Here is a 20,419-nt window from a genome sequence, read left to right on the forward strand (position 1 = left end):
GGAATCAGGCGTCGGGAGCCTGATCTTTCGGTGCATCACCATCCTCTTCTGCTGCTACTTCGCCTTCGGTATCCGGGGTCAGTGCGGCTTCTTCTTCAGCTGTGGCTTTCTTGCGCTGCAGCTTTTCCTCTTTCTTCTGCTCCTTGGCCAAGTCTCTCTGACGTTTGGCGAAGGAATAATTGGGTTTGGCCATGGGCGATCCTCTGGGGTCGAAGGTGAGGTTGAGCGGCGCATATTCTGCCCTGTATCGGGGCCGAGCCGTTAGCTGGGTTTTTGTTCGGCCCATTTTGGCTGTACGGACGGTTGCCATTCGTCCAGGGCATCGAGCAGGTTCTGCGCGGATTCGCTCACTTGCAGCATGTCACGATGGGGCGCGCGGACGAAGCCTTCGTCGACGATATGATCGAGAAAAGCGGTGAGCTTGCTGTAGAAACCGTTCACTTCCAACAGCCCCAGCGGTTTGCCGTGGTAGCCGAGCTGGCCCCAGGTCCAGACTTCGAACAACTCCTCCAGCGTGCCGAGGCCGCCGGGCAGGGCGATGAAGGCATCGCTGAGTTCAGCCATGCGCGCCTTGCGAGCATGCATGCCGTCCACCACTTCCAGGCGGGTCAGGCCGCTGTGGCCGATTTCCTTGTCCTTCAGGCTTTGCGGGATGATGCCGATGACTTCGCCGCCAGCCGCCAGGGCCGCGTCGGCGACGACACCCATCAGGCCGACGGCCCCGCCGCCATAGACCAGGGTCAGTTTTCGTTCCGCCAACGCCCGCCCGAGGGCCTGTGCCGCTTCACGATACGCTGGGTCGGTGCCAGTGCTGGCGCCGCAAAATACACAAACAGACGCAATGGACATGCTTTACTCCGTGGTCAGTCACTGCACCAGAGTAAAGCCTGGCCTATGCTGCGCAAAGGACTTAAACCTCGCGCCGGGGTTTTTCATAGGTGCCACTGGCGCCACAGGCGTAGGCGGCGAGCAAGCTGCATAACAGGCTATTGAAGTTCATGGCGGTCGCTCCAGAGGTTGATGGGGCTGATCATAGGGGCGCGTCATACTTCTGGCTGGTTGATTATGTCCATCAGGCTGATAGCCTTAAGTTGTATACAATCTTTGACTCAGGTCATAGGAACTTGCCGGAAAATCAGGCAGTCTTTCCCTTTGACGGATTTTTGTTAACCATGCCTTGGAGATTCACGATGTTTGCCAAACTTGTTGCAGTATCCCTGTTGACGCTGGCCAGCAGCCAACTGATGGCAGCGGAGTGCAAGACCACCATCGACTCGACCGACCAGATGTCCTTCAACACGAAGGCCATCGAGATCGACAAGAGCTGCAAGACGTTCACCGTTGAGCTGACCCACTCGGGCAGCTTGCCGAAAAACGTCATGGGCCATAACTGGGTGCTGAGCAAAGAGGCCGACATGCAGCCGATCGCCACCGATGGCCTCGCTGCCGGTATCGACAAGAACTACCTCAAGGAAGGTGATGCCCGCATCATCGCCCACACCAAACTCATCGGCGCCAAGGAAACCGACTCGGTGACCTTTGACGTGTCGAAACTTGATGCCGCTGAAAAATACGGCTTCTTCTGCTCGTTCCCAGGCCACATCTCGATGATGAAAGGCACCGTTACGCTGAAGTGATCAATTTCAGGTACAAAAAAGCGCCCTATGCAGGGCGCTTTTTTATGCCAGGCAACCGCTCCTTGTGGGAGCGAGCTCGCTCGCGATGACGGCAGAACATCCAACATCAATGCAAACTGACCCACCGCTATCGCGAGCAAGCTCGCTCCCACAGAGCCCACAGGGATTGCCGGTCACGGGGCGTAAGGCATCACCCGCTTGTGCTCGGTCTTGCGATAGGTGTCGCAAATGATCCTGGCCGCTTCTTCGCGAATCGGCTGGCCGTGCAGGAACGCATCGATCTCGGCGTAGGTCACGCCGTGGGAGGCTTCATCCGGCTTGCCTGGCGACAGGTCTTCAAGATCGGCGGTGGGGACTTTTTCCACCAGCGATTCCGGCGCGCCAAAGCCCCGGGCGATGGCCCGGACCTGGTTTTTCACCAGGCCGCTCAACGGCGCCAGGTCGCAGGCGCCGTCACCGAACTTGGTGAAGAACCCCATGACCGCTTCGGCCGCATGGTCAGTGCCGATCACCAGGCCCTGCTCGGCCCCGGCGATCGTGTATTGCGCCACCATGCGCATCCGCGCCTTGGTATTGCCCAGCACGAAGTCCCGCGAGACCGCCGCCTTGCCTTCGAACGCCGCGACTTGCTCGGCCAAGGCCTTGACCGCCGGGCCAATATTGACGGTATGGCGCTCGTCGGGATCGATGAAGTCCACACAGGCCTGTGCTTCATGCTCATCGAACTGGGTTTCGTACGGCAGGCGCACGGCGATGAACTTATAGGCGGCGTTGCCGGTTTTCTCCCGCAGTTCGCGCATGGCACGTTGGGCCAGCAGCCCGGCGGTCAGCGAGTCGACGCCACCGCTGATGCCCAGCACGAGGGACTTGAGCCCGGAATTGACCAGGCAATCCTGGATAAAGCTCACTCGCCGGGCGATTTCGGCCTTGAGGTCGGCGTCATGGGCGAACGGTGGCTGGACCTTGAGCTGTTCAGCAATCTCACGCTGTACGGCTTGCATGAATTCACTCCTTGCTTGATGTATCAAAGGGCGGCAGGTACTTGGAAAACGTGTCGCATGTAGGCGACGAAATTCGGGTCCTTGCAGTGGGTCTTGCCGGGCTCGTCTGAAATCTTGGCCACGGGTTGCCCGTCACAGCTGATCATTTTAAGCACGATGCTCATGGGCTCGACACCCGGAATGTCACAGGTCAGATTGGTGCCAATACCGAAGCTGACATTAATGCGACCACGCAACGCGCGAAAAATCTCCAGGCATTTGGGCAGTGTCAGGCTATCGGAGAACACCAGGGTCTTGCTCATCGGGTCGATGCCGAGCTTGTGGTAGTGGGCAATGGCTTTTTCGCCCCAGATCACCGGGTCGCCGGAGTCATGGCGCAAACCGTCGAACAGCTTGGCGAAGAACAGATCGAAATCCTTGAGGAAGGCATCCATGGTGATGCAGTCGGTGAGGGCGATCCCCAGCAGGCCCCGGTACTCGCGGACCCAGCAATCGAGGGCGGCGATCTGGCTGTCGATCAGCCGCGGGCCCAGTTGCTGGTGGGCCATGATCCATTCATGGGCCATGGTGCCCAGGGGTTTCATGTCCAGCTCCCGGGACAGGTGCACGTTACTGGTACCGACGAAACGCCCGGGGAAATCATGCTTGAGCACGTTGACCACTTCTTCCTGGACGCGGAAGGAAAACCGCCGACGGGTGCCGAAATCCGCGACCTGCAGTTCGGACAGCTCGTCGGCGCTGGCGTTGGCGCTCAGCCAGTCGAACTTGCGATACAGCTGCTCGCGGGCCTGCTCCAGGACGATTTCACGGTAGCGATAGCGATTGCGCACTTCGCTGACAATGGCCAGCAGCGGCACTTCGAACAGAATCACGTGCAACCAGGGCCCGCGCAGGCGGATGAACAGCTCGCCGTTGTCGATGCCGGTGTGGACGTAGCGCAGGTTGAAGCGAAACAGGCCGAGGAACCGCAGGAAATCCGGCTTGAGAAAACTGATACGTTCCAGGAAACCCAACTGGTCGGCGCTCAGGCTCAGCTCCGCCAGGCGCTCGATCTGGAAGCGGATCTCCGCCAGGTACGGACGCAGGTCTTCGCTGTTGCGGCAACGAAACTCCCACTCGACTTCGACGTTGGGGTAGTTGTGCAGCACCGCCTGCATCATCGTCAGTTTGTAGAAGTCGGTGTCGAGCAGGTTCTGCACGATACGATCGGCAAATACGCTCTCGCTCATAACGGGAATCTCCAGACAGGCCACTGCGGTGGGCAGCGGGGTGCAGCGGTTTGGGATGAAGGGGGTTAGTGGCGCATAACCTGGGTGGGGATTGCCAGTGATTTTTGGTCACCGGTTCTTCTCTGGCAAAGGTCTCTCTACTGTGGCGAGGGGATTCATCCCCGCTGGGCGCGTAGCGCCCCATCAATTGTCGGGCCTGCTGCGCAGTCCAACGGGGATAAATCCCCTCGCTACAAAGGGGAAAGCCAATGGCTATTGCGGCGTACCCGGGGCGTCGAGCTGCTCCAGCATCCATTCCACGAAAAGCCGCACCTTGGGCACTTCCGCCGAGTGTTCGGGGTAGGCCAGGTAGTAAGCATCGGTGCTCGGCATCGCATGCTGCCAGGGAATGACCAGTTTGCCGTCGGCCAGTTCTTCTTCCACCAGAAACCGCGGCAGCAGGGCGACGCCGCAGCCGACCTGGGCGGCCCGAATGCACATGTAGAAGGTTTCGAACCGCGGCCCGTGGTAGCTGTGTTCGGTGTGGTAGCCCTGGCTGTCGAACCAGTCGTGCCAGGCCTGGGGGCGCGAGGCGTTTTGCAGCAGCACCAGCTCGGCCAGTTGGGTCGGGTCGGTGAAGGCCTGGGCAGGCAGGCTGCCGGGCGCGCAGACCGGCACCAGCTCTTCGTCGAACAGTCTCCGGGATTCGGTGCCAGGGCGTGAACCCTGGCCGAAGTAGAACGCCAGGTCGCTGCGCCCCTGCTGCAAGTCGTCGGCTTCCTGCTCGCTGCGCAGGTCCAGATGAATTTTCGGATGACGCAACCGCCAGCCCTTCAGGCGGGGCACCAGCCAGCGGGCACCGAAGGTCGGAGGCGTGGAAACACGCAGCACTTCGGTATCGCCGCCGTAGGAGCGCAGGTAGTGGGTGGACATCTCCACCTGGGTAAGGATTTTTCGCACTTCCCCCAAGTACAACTCCCCGGCCGGTGTCAGTTGCAAGCGGCGGCGCACACGCCGAAACAGCAAGTGCTGCAACAGTTCCTCGAGCTGGGCGACCTGTTTGCTGACGGCGCTCTGGGTCAGATGGAGTTCTTCGGCGGCACGGGTAAAGCTCAGGTGGCGAGTCACGGCTTCGAAGCACTGGAGTGCTGTGATCGACGGTAAATAGCGCTTATTGAGCATGACGTGGGCCTTTTTCTTGTTGCTCTATAAATCGAGTCAGGGGCAGCATGAATAAACGGAATGATATCTCGCTTAATGGTCGTTTGTTGGCAAGACTCGGGCCAGCTAAAACTAGAGGCCTGAGCGGACGGCGATTGTCCGTCCGCCAATCTTTTATCGCTCGTTTAGAGGAGTTACCCCATGGTTGCTGCATTGCTTGATCGTCTGGGCGTCAATCCGGCCTTGTATCAGGGCGGCACACAGCCGGTGCATTCGCCTATCGATGGCAGCCGCATCGGCGCCGTGAACTGGGAAGGCGCCGCTGAAGTCGAGCAGCAGGTCAGCCGTGCCGAGCACGCCTTCGACCTGTGGCGCCAGGTGCCGGCCCCGCGTCGCGGCGAGCTGGTGCGTCAATTCGGCGATCTGTTGCGTGAATACAAGGCCGACCTCGGCGAGCTGGTGTCGTGGGAAGCCGGCAAGATCACTCAGGAAGGCCTGGGTGAAGTGCAAGAGATGATCGACATCTGCGACTTCGCCGTCGGCCTGTCCCGCCAGTTGTACGGCCTGACCATCGCCTCCGAGCGTCCGGGCCACCACATGCGTGAATCCTGGCATCCGCTGGGTGTGGTCGGGGTGATCAGTGCCTTCAACTTCCCCGTCGCGGTCTGGGCTTGGAACACCACGCTGGCCTTGGTCTGCGGCAACTCGGTGATCTGGAAACCCTCGGAAAAGACCCCGCTCACCGCACTGGCGTGCCAGGCGTTGTTCGAACGCGTGCTGAAGAACTTCAGCGACGCACCACCGTACCTGAGCCAGGTGATCATCGGGGGGCGCGATGCCGGTGAAGCCCTGGTGGATGATCCGCGCGTGGCCTTGATCAGCGCCACCGGCAGCACCCGCATGGGTCGTGAAGTGGCGCCGAAAGTCGCCGCGCGTTTCGCCCGCAGCATCCTCGAACTGGGCGGTAACAACGCCATGATCCTGGCGCCGAGCGCCGACCTGGACATGGCCGTGCGCGCCATCCTGTTCAGCGCCGTCGGCACCGCCGGCCAGCGTTGCACCACCCTGCGCCGGCTGATCGCCCACGAGTCGGTGAAGGAAGAAATCGTCACCCGCCTCAAGGCCGCCTACTCGAAAGTACGCATCGGTCATCCGCTGGAAGGCAACCTGGTCGGGCCACTGATCGACAAGCACAGCTTCGACGGCATGCAGGACGCGCTGGAGCAGGCCCTGAGCGAAGGCGGGCGCGTGTTTGGGGGCAAGCGCCAGCTCGAAGACCAGTTCCCGAATGCCTATTACGTCTCGCCGGCCATCGTCGAGATGCCCGAGCAGAGTGATGTGGTGCGCCACGAAACCTTCGCACCGATCCTGTACGTGGTCGGCTACAAAGACTTCGCCGAAGCCCTGCACCTGAACAATGCCGTGCCCCAGGGCCTGTCGTCCTGCATCTTCACCACCGACGTACGTGAAGCCGAGCAGTTCATGTCGGCCGTGGGCAGCGACTGCGGCATCGCCAACGTCAACATCGGCCCGAGCGGCGCGGAAATCGGCGGCGCATTCGGTGGCGAAAAAGAAACCGGCGGCGGTCGCGAATCCGGCTCCGATGCGTGGCGCGGCTACATGCGCCGCCAGACCAACACCGTGAACTACTCGCTGGAGTTGCCGTTGGCCCAGGGGATTACCTTTGATTAAGCAGCTTCAAGCCGCAAGCTCCAAGCTGCAAGCGACCCCTGCTTGCAGCTTGAGGCTTGAAGCTCGCAGCTGCTCCTGACCAGGAGCTGGCAATGCCGTTACGCGAAGAATGTCTGTGGGAAAAACTGACGCCGCAAAGGCCTGAAAACAGTGCCCTCACCGGCGAAATCACGGTCGATGTCTGTGTGATCGGCGCAGGGTTCACCGGGCTGTCGGCGGCGGTGCACTTGCTCGAACAAGGCAAGCGCGTGGCTGTGCTGGAAGCCCATCGGGCCGGGCATGGCGGATCGGGGCGTAATGTCGGCCTGGTGAATGCCGGGCTATGGATCCCGCCGGATGACATCGAGGCCGGATTCGGCGAGGCGGTGGGCAGCCAGCTCAACCGTATGCTGGGAGCCGCGCCGGCCCTGGTGTTCAGCCTCATCGATAAGTACAACATCGATTGCCAACTGCGCCGCGAAGGCACCTTGCACATGGCCCACAACGCCCGGGGCGAAGCCGACCTGCGCAGTCGCGAAGCGCAATGGAAGCGCCGTGGCGCCCCGGTGGAGTTGCTCACCGGCCAGGCCTGTGCCGAGGCGACAGGCACCTCGAAAATCGCCGCGGCATTGCTCGACCGCCGCGCCGGCACGCTCAATCCGATGGCCTACACCAGCGGGTTGGCCAAGGCCGCCACGGACCTTGGAGGCCAGTTGTTCGACCATTCGCCGGTGACGCGCCTGGAGCGTCAAGGCCAGCGCTGGTCGGTGCAGACCGCCCAGGGTTCGGTACTGGCCGAGCAGGTGGTGATTGCCTCCAATGCCTATACCGAGGGTGACTGGACCGAGCTGCGGCGCAATTTCTTCCCGGGTTATTACTATCAGGTCGCGTCCGTCCCGCTGGCCGACGAGGCCGCCCAACGCATTCTGCCGGGCGGGCAGGGCTCGTGGGATACCCGCCAGGTGCTGAGCAGCATCCGCCGGGACAAGGACGGTCGTTTGCTGCTGGGCAGCCTGGGCAACGGCAACCGCAAGCCGACCTGGTTCCTCAAGGCTTGGGCCGACCGGGTACAGCAACACTACTTTCCTTATCTCAAGCCGGTGGAGTGGGAGTGCACCTGGACTGGTTGCATCGCCTTCACCCCCGATCACTTGATGCGCCTGTTCGAACCCGCTCCCGGGCTGGTGGCCGTGACTGGCTACAACGGCCGGGGCGTGACCACCGGTACGGTGGTCGGCAAGGCGTTCGCCGATTATCTGTGTCACGGCAATGCCCAGGCCCTGCCGATTCCATTCGCCCCCATGCAGCCGCTGGTCGGGGTGGGATTGCGCAGTTGCCTGTATGAAGCGGGCTTTTCGCTGTATCACGCGGGCCAGTGCCTGCGGATCGTCATTTGAGTGTTGAAAATTGTTGCCGGAAGCCGCGTTTTCCGGCGTAGCGTCTAGCCTGTTATGGTGCGGGTTGTAGCAGTCGCGCACCGACAGTGTGCAGTTCGGTGACGTGGGTTGTTACACAGTGGTTGCACGCCGTTTCGCGCGATGGTTGCAATGATGGCTCATGGAGGGTTTTACCCGTTTGAATAAAAGGTTGCACCTTGTGCGGTTTAGACGGTTGCACGCCCCATGAAAAAGGGCCCGAAACAGTCGAAATAACAATAAAGCAGCGACTTTTTTCAGAATAAAAAACCGATGGCACGGCCCTTGCTCTGAGCTTTTCAGTGAAATGAAGTCGCAGTGCCAACTAAAAAAAACCTTGGAGCACCACCTCATGTCCCAGACGTTTTACAAGAAAGGTTTCCTGGCCCTCGCAGTGGCAGCTGCGCTGGGTGTTTCTGCGTTTGCTCAGGCCGACATCAAGATCGGCGTAGCGGGTCCCATGACAGGCGCCAACGCGGCATTTGGCGAACAGTACATGAAGGGTGCACAGGCCGCGGCAGACGAGATCAATGCCAAGGGCGGCGTGAACGGGGAAAAAATCCTGCTGGTCAAGGGCGACGACGCCTGCGAACCGAAACAGGCCGTTACGGTAGCCAAGGACCTGACCAACCAGAAAGTGGCGGGCGTAGTCGGTCACTTCTGCTCCTCGTCGACCATCCCGGCCTCCGAGATCTACGACGAAGCAGGCATCATTGCGATCACTCCGGGTTCTACCAACCCTGCCGTGACCGAACGCGGCTTGAGTGCCATGTTCCGTATGTGCGGTCGTGACGACCAGCAAGGCATCGTTGCCGGCGACTACATCGTCGACGTGCTCAAGGGTAAGAAAGTCGTCGTGCTGCACGACAAGGATACCTACGGCCAGGGCCTGGCGGATGCAACCAAAGCCCAGCTCGAGAAGCGTGGCGTGAAGCCGGTGCTGTACGAAGGCCTGACCCGTGGTGAAAAAGACTTCAGCACCATTGTCACCAAGATCCGCGGCGCTGGCGCCGATGTCGTCTACTTTGGTGGCCTGCACCCGGAAGCCGGTCCCTTGGTTCGTCAGTTGCGTGAGCAAGGCCTGAAAGACGTCAAGTTCATGTCCGACGACGGAATCGTGACCGACGAGCTGGTCACCACCGCTGGCGGCCCGCAATTTGTCGACGGCGTGCTGATGACCTTCGGCGCCGACCCGCGCCTGCTGCCAGACAGCAAGGCTGTAGTGGATGCGTTCCGCGCCAAGGGCACTGAGCCGGAAGGCTACACCCTGTATGCCTACGCTTCGGTCCAGACCCTCGCGGCGGCGTTCAATGGCGCCAAGAAGAATGATGGCGAAGCAGCGGCGAAATGGCTGAAGGCCAACTCGGTCCAGACCGTGATGGGCAAGAAAGAGTGGGACGCCAAGGGCGACCTGAAGGTCTCTGACTACGTGGTTTACCAGTGGGACAAGGACGGCAAATACCACCAGTTGGAAAAACAGAAGTAAACGCGATCGGCTAGATCCCCCGATTCCATGTGGGAGCGAGCTTGCTCGCGATGGCGGACTGACAGGCGACATCTTTGTTGAATGTCTGTGCGCTATCGCTGCCAGGCCAGCTTCCACAAGGGATGTAGTGTTCTGACTGACAGTGCTCCGACGTAAATCTGTATTTTCCTTAGAAGAACCGCACACTCAAGGGTGTGCAGGTTCTCACTGCGTGAGATTGCGTTATGGATGGTATTTTCCTGCAGCAACTGGTCAACGGCCTGACCCTCGGGTCGGTCTATGGCCTGATCGCCATCGGCTACACAATGGTCTATGGCATCATCGGCATGATCAACTTCGCCCATGGCGAGGTTTACATGATCTCCGCGTACCTCGCGGCGATCAGTCTGGCTCTGCTGGCATACTTCGGTATTGAATCCTTCCCTCTGCTGATGCTGGGTACCCTGGTCTTCACCATCATTGTCACGGCGGTGTATGGCTGGGTCATCGAGCGTGTCGCCTATAAACCTCTGCGTAACTCCACCCGACTGGCACCGCTGATCAGCGCCATCGGTATTTCGCTGATCCTGCAAAACTATGCACAGATCGCCCAGGGCGCGAAGCAACAAGGGGTTCCAACCTTGCTGACGGGAGCCTGGCGTGTCGAAGTCGGCACCGGGTTCGTGCAACTGACTTACACCAAGGTCTTCATCCTCGTCGCTGCGTTTGCCGGGATGGCCTTGCTGACCTACGTCATCAAGTACACCAAGCTCGGTCGCATGTGCCGCGCGACCCAGCAAGACCGCAAGATGGCCTCTATCCTGGGGATCAACACCGACCGTGTGATTTCCTACGTATTCATCATTGGTGCAGCGATGGCGGCCCTGGCCGGCGTGCTGATCACCATGAACTACGGCACATTCGACTTCTATGCCGGCTTCATCATCGGCATCAAGGCGTTCACCGCCGCGGTACTCGGCGGGATCGGCTCACTGCCTGGCGCGATGCTCGGCGGGATCATTCTCGGGATTTCCGAGTCGCTGTTCTCCGGCCTGGTCAATTCAGACTACAAAGACGTCTTCAGCTTCTCGCTGCTTGTTCTCGTTCTGGTCTTTCGGCCTCAAGGTCTGCTCGGCCGTCCTCTTGTGTCGAAGGTGTAAGCGATGTCATCAACCACTAAAAAAACCATTGATCTCAAGAGAAGCCTGGTTGACGCGATTCTTGCCGGCCTTGTCGCCTTGATTGTGTTCGGCCCGATTGTTGGCGTGGTCCTGGACGGCTACGGCTTCAACCTGCAACCGACCCGTGTGGCATGGATTGTCGCCATCGTCATGGCTGGCCGCTTTGCCTTGGGCCTGTTCCTGCAAACGCCCAAGGGCGTGAAAATCCTCGAGGGTTTCGAAAGCACCGGCTCCGGGGTGCACGTGCTGCCGCCTGACTACAAGACCCGGCTGCGCTGGATCATCCCGCTGGTGATCGTCATTGCCGTGGTTTTCCCGTTTTTCTCCAACTCGTACCTGCTGGGCGTGGTCATCCTAGGGCTGATCTACGTGCTGCTGGGCCTGGGCTTGAACATTGTCGTCGGCCTGGCCGGCCTGCTCGACCTGGGTTACGTAGCGTTCTATGCCATCGGTGCCTATGGGCTGGCGCTCGGTTATCAATACCTGGGGCTGGGGTTCTGGACGGTACTGCCACTGGCGGCGATCACGGCGGGGTTGGCCGGCTGCATCCTCGGCTTCCCGGTGCTGCGCCTGCACGGTGACTACCTGGCGATCGTGACCCTGGGCTTTGGTGAAATCATCCGGCTGGTCCTCAATAACTGGCTATCCCTGACCGGCGGCCCGAATGGCATGGCGGCGCCGTTGCCCACTTTCTTCGGTCTGGAGTTGGGTAAAAGGGCGAAGGATGGCGGCGTACCTTTCCATGAGTTTTTCGGCATCGCCTACAACCCGGACGTGAAGTACTACTTCATCTACGCGGTGTTGTTCCTCGTCGTGCTGGCCGTGCTGTACATCAAGCATCGCCTGACCCGCATGCCGGTCGGTCGCGCCTGGGAAGCCTTGCGCGAAGATGAAATCGCCTGCCGCTCGATGGGCCTGAACCACGTATTGGTCAAGCTCTCCGCGTTCACCATCGGGGCCTCGACGGCCGGCCTGGCCGGTGTGTTCTTCGCCACTTACCAAGGCTTCGTCAATCCGACATCGTTCACCTTCTTCGAATCGGCCCTGATCCTCGCCATCGTGGTGCTGGGCGGCATGGGCTCGACCATCGGCGTGGTGATCGCGGCCTTCGTGCTGACCGTGGCGCCGGAATTGCTGCGCGGTTTTGCGGAATACCGGGTGCTGCTGTTCGGCATACTGATGGTGTTGATGATGATCTGGCGCCCCCGCGGCCTGATTCGCATCAGCCGTACCGGTGTGACGCCGCGTAAAGGAGTAGCGCCATGAGCGAAGTCGTACTCTCAGTCGAAAACCTGATGATGCAATTCGGTGGGATCAAGGCCCTCAGCGACGTCAGCCTACAGGTCAAGCGCAATTCGATCTTCGCCCTGATCGGCCCCAACGGTGCGGGCAAGACCACGGTGTTCAACTGCCTGACCGGGTTCTACAAGGCCACGGGCGGCAAGATCGAACTCAACGTGCGCGGCGAGCGGACCAACGTCATCAAGCTGCTGGGTGAGGCGTTTCGCCCGACTGACTTTGTGTCACCGGCATCCTTCGCCAGCCGGATGTACTACAAGATGTTCGGCGGCACTCACCTGGTGAACCGTGCCGGCCTGGCGCGGACTTTCCAGAACATCCGCCTGTTCAAGGAGATGTCGGTACTGGAAAACCTGCTGGTGGCCCAGCATATGTGGGTCAACCGCAGCCTGCTGGCGGGCATCCTCAACACCAAGGGTTACCGCAAGGCCGAAAGCGATGCGCTGGACCATGCCTTCTATTGGCTGGAGGTGGTGGACCTGGTGGACTGCGCCAACCGCCTCGCTGGGGAGCTTTCCTACGGTCAGCAACGGCGCCTGGAAATCGCCCGGGCCATGTGCACGCGCCCGCAGATCATCTGCCTCGACGAACCGGCCGCCGGCCTCAACCCTCAGGAAACCGAAGCGCTGAGCGCGATGATCCGGCTGCTGCGCGACGAGCATGATCTGACCGTGGTGCTGATCGAACACGACATGGGCATGGTAATGAGCATTTCCGATCACATCGTGGTGCTGGACCACGGCAACGTGATCGCCGAGGGCGGTCCCGAGGCGATTCGCAACGATCCGAAGGTGATCGCGGCCTACCTGGGTGCCGACGAAGAGGAACTGGTATGAGTGGGCCTATCCTCGAGCTCAAGGAGTTGGACGTGTTCTACGGGCCGATCCAGGCCCTGAAAAAAGTCTCGATGCACATTGGCGAAGGTGAAACCGTGAGCCTGATCGGCTCCAACGGTGCCGGCAAGTCCACGCTGCTGATGTCTATCTTCGGCCAGCCACGTGCGGCGGGCGGGCAGATCATCTACCAGGGTGTGGACATTACCCAGAAGTCGTCGCACTACATCGCGTCCCACGGCATCGCGCAGTCGCCGGAAGGGCGGCGGGTATTCCCGGACATGACTGTCGAGGAAAACCTGCTGATGGGCACTATTCCCATCGGTGACAAGTACGCCAGTGAAGACATGCAGCGCATGTTCGAGCTGTTCCCAAGGCTCAAGGAGCGGCGTAACCAGCGGGCCATGACCATGTCCGGCGGCGAGCAGCAAATGCTCGCCATCGCTCGGGCGTTGATGAGCCGGCCGAAGTTGTTGCTGCTCGATGAGCCGAGCCTGGGGCTGGCGCCGATCGTGGTGAAACAGATCTTCGCCACCCTGCGTGAACTGGCGTCTACCGGGATGACCATCTTCCTGGTGGAACAGAACGCCAACCACGCCCTCAGGCTGTCGGACCGGGCCTATGTGATGGTCAACGGTGAAATCCGCCTGACCGGCACCGGCAAGGAACTGCTCGCCAACGAGGAAGTGCGCAACGCGTACCTGGGCGGGCATTGAGGCGGCTGTTGTAATGAAAAAACCGGCGAGAGATCGCCGGTTTTTTTATCTCTCGAATGCACCACTCATTCCCTGTGGGAGCGGGCTTGCTCGCGAATGCGGTGTGCCAATCAACACGATGCGGGCTGATCCACCGCATTCGCGAGCAAGCCCGCTCCCACAAGGGACTTTGATCGCTTGGAGAATTGTGGACAACAATCCTGAGCCCCTGCGAAACCGCGACATAAAGTCGCCGCAAACAGTTGTTTTGTCACGGTTTTGACTTGTCCCCGTTTGCTGTGGAGCTGGCTGTGGGTAACGTGGGAGTAGCTGGCTGAAAGCCTTTGAATCCGTGGCTTGCAGGGCTGTGATCGTTTTTTGATCAGGCGTTTTTGGTCAGGCGGGAGCGGCTGTTGTCAACACTTTTATGAGCGCTGGAATGGGCTCGAAAGGCGGTGGGCAATCCTGTGGATAAGTCTGTGACTAAACTCTGGAAAGACCGCGCTGAGGGCCGTCGTTACTGGCTTGGAGCCATCGCCTATTTTGCGCTGGCTTATAGCAGATAACTTGCGCTGCACAACCTCTCTTGCAGGGTCAAGCGAAAAAATTCTCCAAATACCTCGAAAAGCCTTATGCACCGCGGCTTGCGGGATTTGCACTTGCCCCCGATTACTGTGGACGTGCCTGTGGATAAGGTGCGAGCAACCGGCTGCGGGCCTTGTTGGGAAAGGCTTGGCGTGGATTGGTTGTTTTATGAGCAGTCGTGGGTCAAAAGCTCATGCGCAAGCCTTGCTCCTGGCGTGCCAGGCCGGGCATGCTGTGGGCCGATTTCCATTCAATGGCTTTTGAGTTCAAACAAGGAGAACACGATGTCTGACACCCTGTTTATCACCGGCGCGACGTCCGGTTTTGGTGAAGCCTGTGCCCGTCGGTTTGCCGAGGCCGGTTGGAAACTGGTGCTGACCGGTCGTCGTGAAGAGCGCCTCAATGCCCTGTGTGCCGAGTTGTCGAAGCAGACGGAAGTCCATGGCCTGGTCCTGGATGTGCGTGATCGCAAGGCCATGGAAGAGGCCATCGCCAACCTGCCGCCATCCTTCGCCAAGCTGCGCGGGCTGATCAACAATGCCGGCCTGGCCCTGGGCGTCGACCCGGCCCCCAAGTGCGACCTCGATGATTGGGACACCATGGTCGACACCAATGTCAAAGGGCTGATCTACAGCACGCGCCTGCTGTTGCCGCGCCTGATCGCCCACGGCCGTGGAGCCGGGATCGTCAACCTGGGTTCCATCGCCGGCAACTACCCGTATCCGGGCAGCCACGTGTATGGCGCGAGCAAGGCGTTCGTCAAACAGTTCTCCCTGAACCTGCGTTGCGACCTGCAAGGCACGGGCGTGCGGGTGAGCAACATCGAGCCGGGCCTGTGCGAGAGCGAGTTCTCCCTGGTGCGCTTCGGTGGTGACCAGGAGCGCTACAACGCGACGTATGCCGGCGCCGAGCCGATCCAGCCACAAGACATCGCCGATACGATTTTCTGGGTGCTCAACACACCGGCGCACATCAACATCAACAGCCTGGAGCTGATGCCGGTGAGCCAGACCTGGGCCGGGTTTGCCATCGAGCGCAACAAGGCGTAGCGGGAGAGACTGTGGTGAGGGGATTTATCCCCGTTGGGGAGCGTAGCTCCCCTAAGACCTGAGCCCATGATCTATCTTTTTAGGGCTGCTGCGCAGCCCAGCGGGGATAAATCCCCTCGCCACAGAGGCGTTACACCAAGTAATCGGCCAGCCCGCGATAGCAGGTCAGCAGGTGATACGGCGTGGTGGACGGCATGTCCCGACGGCTGACGATGCCATTGGCGTCCAGGCATTCGTTCCAGCCCCTGGCATGCAGGAAATGCTGCTGCAGCGCCTGTAATTGACGCAGTAACACCCCCTGGTTGCCAGGGCGTAATGTCAGTGCCCGCAGGTACTCGGCCTGAGCCCAGATGCGTTGGGTGGCATCGCGCGGGCTTGCTTGTGGTTCCTGGTCCAGCATCGCGCACACGGCGCCGGATTCCGGATCGACGCCGCATCGCTCGGTATGGTCGAAGCTGCGCTCCAGGGCGGTGTGCAGCTTGCCGTTGCGCAACAACGGCGATGAGGCCAGCAAGTAATACCACTCGAACTGATGCCCCGGCTCGAACCAGTTATCCACAGCCTTGAGCGGCTTTTCCATCATGACCCGTTGCTGCGGCTCGATGAAATGCTTGGACATCCCGTCGCACAAACTCAGCAATGCTTGACGGACGTTGGCGTCTTCGCGGACCGAAAGCGTGGCGAGGAAAGCTTCGGACAGGTGCATCAAGGGGTTTTGCAACGGGCCGGATCCGGTCGTTGACCAATCGCGCTTGAGGCTGGCTTCGTAAAGCCCGTCTGCGCTGGCAAAGCGTTGGGCGATGACTTCCAGGCTGGCGTTGAGCACCGACTCCACCAGCGGTTCGCGGACCTTGTCCCAGTAATGGGCGCAGGCGAACAGGATAAAGGCGTGGGTGTAGAGGTCTTTGCCGGTGTCCAGCGGCGCGCCATGGGGGTCGATGCTGTAGAACCAGCCGCCGTGTTCGGCATCGTGGAAATGCCGTTGCAGCGAGCGGAACAGGGCACTGGCTCGCTCCTCGGCCTGGGGGACTTCGCCAATCAGGCTGGCGAACAGATACAACTGCCGCGCACAGGCCATGGCGCGGTAGCGCTGGGGTGGCAGCGGCGCATGTCCGGCATCCAGGGATTCATAGGGCAGCGCCAGTTCGGCATTCCAACCCGGGCCTTGCCACATCGGCACGATCACGTCGTGAAAATGCTGACGCACTGTTGCGAACAGGGCGATCAATTCAGGCTGGGGAGCGGGGCGGGAAACATCAGGCATCGGCGGAAGTCGTCACGGCTGGGGGCGATTGCGCGACATGGTAGCAGAGTGGCAGGCCGTGGGAGATGGGGTGCCTGTCAGGCTGCCTTCGCGAGCAAGCCCGCTCCCACATTAGGTGCGGTGTACACCGATCAAATGTGGGAGCGGGCTTGCTCGCGAAGGGGGCTTTGAAGGCGCTAGAAAGTCAACCCGCCAACAACCAAACCCCAGCCCCCGCCGAAGCCGCCCCGGCCAACCTGACCAATGGCGCCGCCGCTTGCGGCAACACCCGCACCAGTGCAAAACCTGCGCCATGCAGCACCGCCGTGGCCGCGACGAAGCCTGCCGCATAGGCCCATGGGCTCGACATGTCCGGCAGTTCCAAGCCATGGGCCACGCCATGGAACAGCGCAAACAGGGCGGTTGCACCGACCGCCAGGCTCAACGGCGGACGCGCCGCCAGTGCCACCGCCAGGCCCAGGGCGAGCACCGAGGCGGCGATGCCGCTTTCCAGCGCCGGCAGGTCCAGGCCTTCAAAGCCCAACAGACCGCCAAGCAGCATCGTACCGACGAAGGTGCATGGCAGCGCCCAGCGCGCGGCGCCTTGTTGTTGCGCGGCCCACAAACCGACTGCCAGCATCGCCAGCAAATGGTCGAGCCCGCCGATGGGGTGGCCGAGGCCGGCGATCAGGCCATTGTCGCCGTGGCCGGGGTGAGCGAAGGCCAGGGCCGGGGTCAACAGCAGGGCGAGTGCGCCGAGAATGCGTTTGAACGTCATGGATAAGCTTCCTTGTTGTCAGTCGAAAAATCAGGCAGCGCTCAGCAGACCCTGGCGCTCGATGAAGGCGATGATGTCGTCCAGGCCTTGGCCGGTCTTCTGGTTGCTGAACACGAAAGGCTTGCCGTTGCGCATCCGCCGGGTGTCGCTGTCCATCATCTCCAGGGACGCGCCCACCAGGGGGGCCAGGTCGATTTTGTTGATGACCAGCAGGTCGGATTTGCAAATGCCCGGCCCACCCTTGCGCGGCAGCTTGTCGCCGGCCGAGACGTCGATCACATAGATCGTCAGGTCCGACAGCTCCGGGCTGAAGGTCGCCGACAGATTGTCGCCGCCCGATTCCACCAGGATCAGGTCCAGGCCCGGGAAGCGCCGGTTCAACTGGTCCACCGCTTCGAGGTTGATCGACGCATCTTCGCGAATCGCCGTGTGCGGGCAGCCGCCGGTTTCCACGCCGATGATCCGCTCCGGCGCCAGGGCCTCGTTGCGCACCAGGAAGTCGGCGTCTTCGCGGGTGTAGATGTCATTGGTGACCACCGCCAGGTTGTAGCGTTCACGTAGAGCCAGGCACAGGGCCAGGGTCAGGGCGGTCTTGCCGGAGCCCACCGGGCCGCCGATACCGACGCGCAGAGGTTGTGTATTCATGTGTGTCTCCTAGGAACGGAACAGACGGCTGTACTGGCGCTCATGGGCCATGCATGCCAGGGACAGGCCAAACGCGGCGCTGCCGTAATGATCGGGGTCGATGTTCGAGGCGTCGTGCTGGGCCTGTTGCAACAGCGGCAGCAGTTCGCTGGTCAGGCGCTGGGCCGCTTGCTGGCCCAGGGGCAGGGTTTTCATCAGCACCGCCAGTTGGTTTTCCAGCCAACTCCACAGCCAGGCGGCGAGGGCGTCCTGGGGGGCGATCTGCCAGGCGCGGGCGGCCAGGGCCCAGCCCAGCGCCAGGTGCGGCTCGCTGCGCTGTTCGAGAAAGCCTCGCGCGGCGTGGTCGAGTTCCGGCAGGCCTGCGAGCAATTGCTGCAACGAGTAGCCCATCTGCCGGCTCTCCTGATACAGCTCGCGGGTTTCCCGGCTGGCGCGGTGCTCTTCACAACGTCGCAGCAGCGCCTCCCAATCGTCAGCGGCGGCTGCGGTGCAGTGCGCCAGCAGCAAGGGTGCTTCGAAGCGTGCCAGGTTCAGCAGCAATTGATCGCTGATCCAGCGCCGGGCGTCGTCGGGGTTTTTCACCTGGCCATTGTCCACCGCCATCTCCAGCCCCTGGGAATAGCTGTAGCCGCCAATCGGCAGCTGTGGGCTGGCCAGACGCAGCAGCGCCCAGGCCGGGTTCATGTGCGCACGCCAAACTGATGCAGGCGCGGCGCGTAGTTGAAGTCTTCGTCGCCGTGCCGGGAATGATGATGGCCGCCGCCATAGGCACCGTGTTCTGGCTGGAACGGGGCTTCGATGGATTCGACGCTGGCGCCCAGTTGCTCGAGCATCGCCTTGAGCACGTAGTCGTCCAGCAGGCGCAGCCAGCCATCGCCCACTTGCAGGGCCACGTGGCGATTGCCCAGATGATAGGCGGCACGGGTCAGTTCGAAGGCGTTGGCGCAGGTGACGTGCAGCAATTGTTCGGCGCGGGCGCAGACGCGCACGATGCGCCCGTCTTCGGCCTGCAGATATTCGCCGTCGTACAGCGGTGGCTGGCCTCGTTCCAGGAACAACCCCACGTCTTCACCTTCGGCACTGAAACAGCGCAGGCGGCTTTTACTGCGGGCGTCGAAGGTCAGGTGCAGCTCGGCGTCCCAGTGCGGTTGAGTGTCGATTCTGCGGTGAATCACCAGCATCGGAGTGCTTCCAGCAATGAACGGTGCTGTGTTTAGAGCAAGGGGCTTGCCAATCGAAGAAGGTGTAGGAAATAGCTGGGATGGCGTTTCAGGATGGGGCGGATTGCGTGCCATATTGGTGCACTGCGGGGTGTTGTGCACCATTTCGCGGCTGGCGCAAAGAATCTGTGGGAGCGGGCTTGCTCCCACAAAGGAGGCGTGCCGACAGCTATTCGGTACTGCCCAACCCTTGCCAATGCTTGAGGCCAATGAAGATGAACCGCAGTTGCTGGGTAATCTTCGCCTGGGGCGTGAGGTGTTCGGGGAGGGCTTGGGCCGGAGGGTCGATGATGTCCGGCAGGGTGGCGAACACGCTCTTGACGATGAGGTCGGCCATCACGCCCAGGGCGGCCAGGTCCAGGTGCTGCAGCTTGGGCATCAAGGCCAGGTCGGCGGCCAGGTCCGAGCTGATGCCTTCGCGCAATTGGGCAATGGCCTGGCGCACGGGCAGGGAGCCGCCGTATTGCTCGCGGGCCAGGAACAGGAATTGGGATCGATTGGCTTGCACCACATCGAGAAAGATCCGCACCGACGCATCGATAATGCCGCCCATGACGAACTCGTTGTGGCGTACCAGGCGGATGGTCTCGCGGAAGGTTTGGCCGACTTCGCTGACCAATGCCAGGCCCAGTTGGTCCATGTCCTCGAAGTGCCGGTAGAACCCGGTGGGCACGATGCCTGCCGTCCGGGCGACTTCCCGCAGGCTCAGGCTGCCGAAGCCCCGGCCGCACTCCATCAAATGACGGGCTGCGTCCATCAGGGCAATTCGGGTCTGTTGTTTCTGTTCGGCGCGGGGCAGCATCGCAAGGCTGACTTCTGATTCACGGGAGCGACGCACTCTAGCAAATCGGCTTTGCCGACGTCGAACGGTAGAGAGGGGGCGGGCGGGAAAAACGAGGGGTTTGAAAAGTCAAAAGCCCGATTGCAGGAATCGGGCTTTTTTCTGGGCCACCATGGGCTCAGCTCACTGCGCTGTTGCGTTCGATCACGCGATCACCACCGCCTTCGGCCACGGTATCGCCCATTTTAGTGCGAGAAGAACCGTCTTCGGCGAGGGTCTGGCCTGGGGTGCGGTCGGAACCGTCGGCTGCCAAGGTCTGGCCTGGGGTGCGGTCGGAACCGTCGGCTGCCAAGGTCTGGCCTGGGGTGCGGTCGGAACCGTCGGCTGCCAAGGTTTGGCCTGGGGTGCGGTCGGAGCCATCAGCTGCAACGGTATCGCTTTGCTTGGTGCGGTCATAACCGTCTTCAACCAGACCTTTTTGTTCCAGACGATCACGGCCACCTTCGGCAACAGTCTGGCTGTAGACAGAATGGCTGTCCTTGACCTGTGGCG

The 20,419-nt window shown here is 61.2% G+C and carries 21 protein-coding genes; 9 read left to right on the forward strand and 12 right to left on the reverse strand.

The features are described 5' to 3' along the window. Window positions 1-4 precede the first annotated feature (4 nt). Window positions 5-193, reverse strand: coding sequence for a hypothetical protein (locus BLP82_RS27515; protein ID WP_092175853.1), 189 nt, complete (start codon window positions 191-193; stop codon window positions 5-7). A gap of 68 nt (window positions 194-261) precedes the next feature. Next, window positions 262-849, reverse strand: coding sequence for an LOG family protein (locus BLP82_RS27520; protein ID WP_092175857.1), 588 nt, complete (start codon window positions 847-849; stop codon window positions 262-264). A gap of 341 nt (window positions 850-1,190) precedes the next feature. Between BLP82_RS27520 and azu the strand changes: the two genes are divergently transcribed. Continuing rightward, window positions 1,191-1,637, forward strand: coding sequence for an azurin (gene azu, locus BLP82_RS27525; RefSeq protein WP_060739405.1), 447 nt, complete (start codon window positions 1,191-1,193; stop codon window positions 1,635-1,637). Window positions 1,638-1,810: 173 nt separating this feature from the next. Here azu and nadE read toward each other — a convergent pair whose 3' ends face one another. The 3 genes from nadE to BLP82_RS27540 all read right to left on the reverse strand — a co-directional run bounded on the left by nadE (window position 1,811) and on the right by BLP82_RS27540 (window position 5,028). Further along, window positions 1,811-2,638 (reverse strand): ammonia-dependent NAD(+) synthetase, encoded by an 828-nt coding sequence (gene nadE, locus BLP82_RS27530; RefSeq protein ID WP_092175861.1) that lies wholly within the window; start codon window positions 2,636-2,638, stop codon window positions 1,811-1,813. Window positions 2,639-2,661: 23 nt separating this feature from the next. Continuing rightward, window positions 2,662-3,867 (reverse strand): nicotinate phosphoribosyltransferase, encoded by a 1,206-nt coding sequence (gene pncB, locus BLP82_RS27535; protein WP_092175865.1) that lies wholly within the window; start codon window positions 3,865-3,867, stop codon window positions 2,662-2,664. Between the two features lie 252 nt (window positions 3,868-4,119). Further along, window positions 4,120-5,028: a LysR family transcriptional regulator gene (locus BLP82_RS27540; protein ID WP_092175869.1), complete on the reverse strand. Its 909-nt coding sequence runs from the start codon at window positions 5,026-5,028 to the stop codon at window positions 4,120-4,122. A 180-nt stretch (window positions 5,029-5,208) separates the two neighbouring features. Between BLP82_RS27540 and BLP82_RS27545 the strand changes: the two genes are divergently transcribed. From BLP82_RS27545 to BLP82_RS27585, 8 genes are all read left to right on the forward strand, one after another. Next, complete coding sequence (locus tag BLP82_RS27545) at window positions 5,209-6,699, forward strand: L-piperidine-6-carboxylate dehydrogenase (protein WP_072412016.1); 1,491 nt, start codon at window positions 5,209-5,211, stop codon at window positions 6,697-6,699. A 92-nt stretch (window positions 6,700-6,791) separates the two neighbouring features. After that, entirely contained in the window at window positions 6,792-8,075 is a 1,284-nt protein-coding gene (locus BLP82_RS27550) for an L-pipecolate oxidase (protein ID WP_092175872.1), read from the forward strand. 370 nt (window positions 8,076-8,445) lie between these two features. Beyond that, window positions 8,446-9,579: a branched-chain amino acid ABC transporter substrate-binding protein gene (locus BLP82_RS27555; protein ID WP_092175876.1), complete on the forward strand. Its 1,134-nt coding sequence runs from the start codon at window positions 8,446-8,448 to the stop codon at window positions 9,577-9,579. Window positions 9,580-9,803: 224 nt separating this feature from the next. Continuing rightward, window positions 9,804-10,718, forward strand: a complete 915-nt coding sequence (locus BLP82_RS27560) for an ABC transporter permease subunit (protein ID WP_092175879.1) — start codon at window positions 9,804-9,806, stop codon at window positions 10,716-10,718. 3 nt (window positions 10,719-10,721) lie between these two features. Further along, complete coding sequence (gene livM / locus BLP82_RS27565; RefSeq protein WP_092175883.1) at window positions 10,722-12,005, forward strand: high-affinity branched-chain amino acid ABC transporter permease LivM; 1,284 nt, start codon at window positions 10,722-10,724, stop codon at window positions 12,003-12,005. After that, the gene (locus BLP82_RS27570) at window positions 12,002-12,874 is read left to right on the forward strand and encodes an ABC transporter ATP-binding protein (protein ID WP_025211573.1); all 873 of its coding nucleotides are present in this window, start codon (window positions 12,002-12,004) and stop codon (window positions 12,872-12,874) included. The genes livM and BLP82_RS27570 overlap by 4 nt, the downstream gene beginning before the upstream one ends. Beyond that, window positions 12,871-13,587: an ABC transporter ATP-binding protein gene (locus BLP82_RS27575; protein WP_092175888.1), complete on the forward strand. Its 717-nt coding sequence runs from the start codon at window positions 12,871-12,873 to the stop codon at window positions 13,585-13,587. Before BLP82_RS27570 ends, BLP82_RS27575 begins: the two co-directional genes overlap by 4 nt. An 848-nt stretch (window positions 13,588-14,435) precedes the next feature. Beyond that, window positions 14,436-15,200: an SDR family oxidoreductase gene (locus tag BLP82_RS27585; protein ID WP_072412002.1), complete on the forward strand. Its 765-nt coding sequence runs from the start codon at window positions 14,436-14,438 to the stop codon at window positions 15,198-15,200. A gap of 130 nt (window positions 15,201-15,330) precedes the next feature. On the opposite strand, the gene BLP82_RS27590 is transcribed toward BLP82_RS27585, so the two are convergent. The 7 genes from BLP82_RS27590 to BLP82_RS27620 form a co-directional block, all read right to left on the reverse strand. After that, complete coding sequence (locus BLP82_RS27590; RefSeq protein ID WP_092175892.1) at window positions 15,331-16,464, reverse strand: AGE family epimerase/isomerase; 1,134 nt, start codon at window positions 16,462-16,464, stop codon at window positions 15,331-15,333. A 184-nt stretch (window positions 16,465-16,648) separates the two neighbouring features. Next, window positions 16,649-17,221 (reverse strand): HupE/UreJ family protein, encoded by a 573-nt coding sequence (locus tag BLP82_RS27595; protein WP_092175896.1) that lies wholly within the window; start codon window positions 17,219-17,221, stop codon window positions 16,649-16,651. Between the two features lie 30 nt (window positions 17,222-17,251). Then, window positions 17,252-17,866 carry an urease accessory protein UreG gene (gene ureG, locus BLP82_RS27600; RefSeq protein WP_060739393.1) on the reverse strand — a complete coding sequence of 205 codons (615 nt, stop codon included), beginning with the start codon at window positions 17,864-17,866 and terminating at the stop codon, window positions 17,252-17,254. Between the two features lie 9 nt (window positions 17,867-17,875). Next, on the reverse strand, window positions 17,876-18,550 hold the full coding sequence (locus tag BLP82_RS27605; RefSeq protein WP_092175900.1) for an urease accessory protein UreF: 675 nt from the start codon (window positions 18,548-18,550) through the stop codon (window positions 17,876-17,878). Further along, window positions 18,547-19,047 carry an urease accessory protein UreE gene (ureE, locus tag BLP82_RS27610; protein WP_092175904.1) on the reverse strand — a complete coding sequence of 167 codons (501 nt, stop codon included), beginning with the start codon at window positions 19,045-19,047 and terminating at the stop codon, window positions 18,547-18,549. Before ureE ends, BLP82_RS27605 begins: the two co-directional genes overlap by 4 nt. Window positions 19,048-19,255: 208 nt before the next feature. Beyond that, window positions 19,256-19,888 carry a TetR family transcriptional regulator gene (locus BLP82_RS27615; RefSeq protein WP_060739390.1) on the reverse strand — a complete coding sequence of 211 codons (633 nt, stop codon included), beginning with the start codon at window positions 19,886-19,888 and terminating at the stop codon, window positions 19,256-19,258. Window positions 19,889-20,045: 157 nt separating this feature from the next. Continuing rightward, window positions 20,046-20,419 (reverse strand): hypothetical protein (locus tag BLP82_RS27620; protein WP_092175907.1); only part of this gene is annotated, 374 nt, incomplete at its 5' end.

The sequence above is a fragment of the Pseudomonas sp. NFACC37-1 genome, from assembly GCF_900101575.1.
Taxonomy (GTDB): Bacteria; Pseudomonadota; Gammaproteobacteria; order Pseudomonadales; family Pseudomonadaceae; genus Aquipseudomonas; species Aquipseudomonas fluorescens_AA.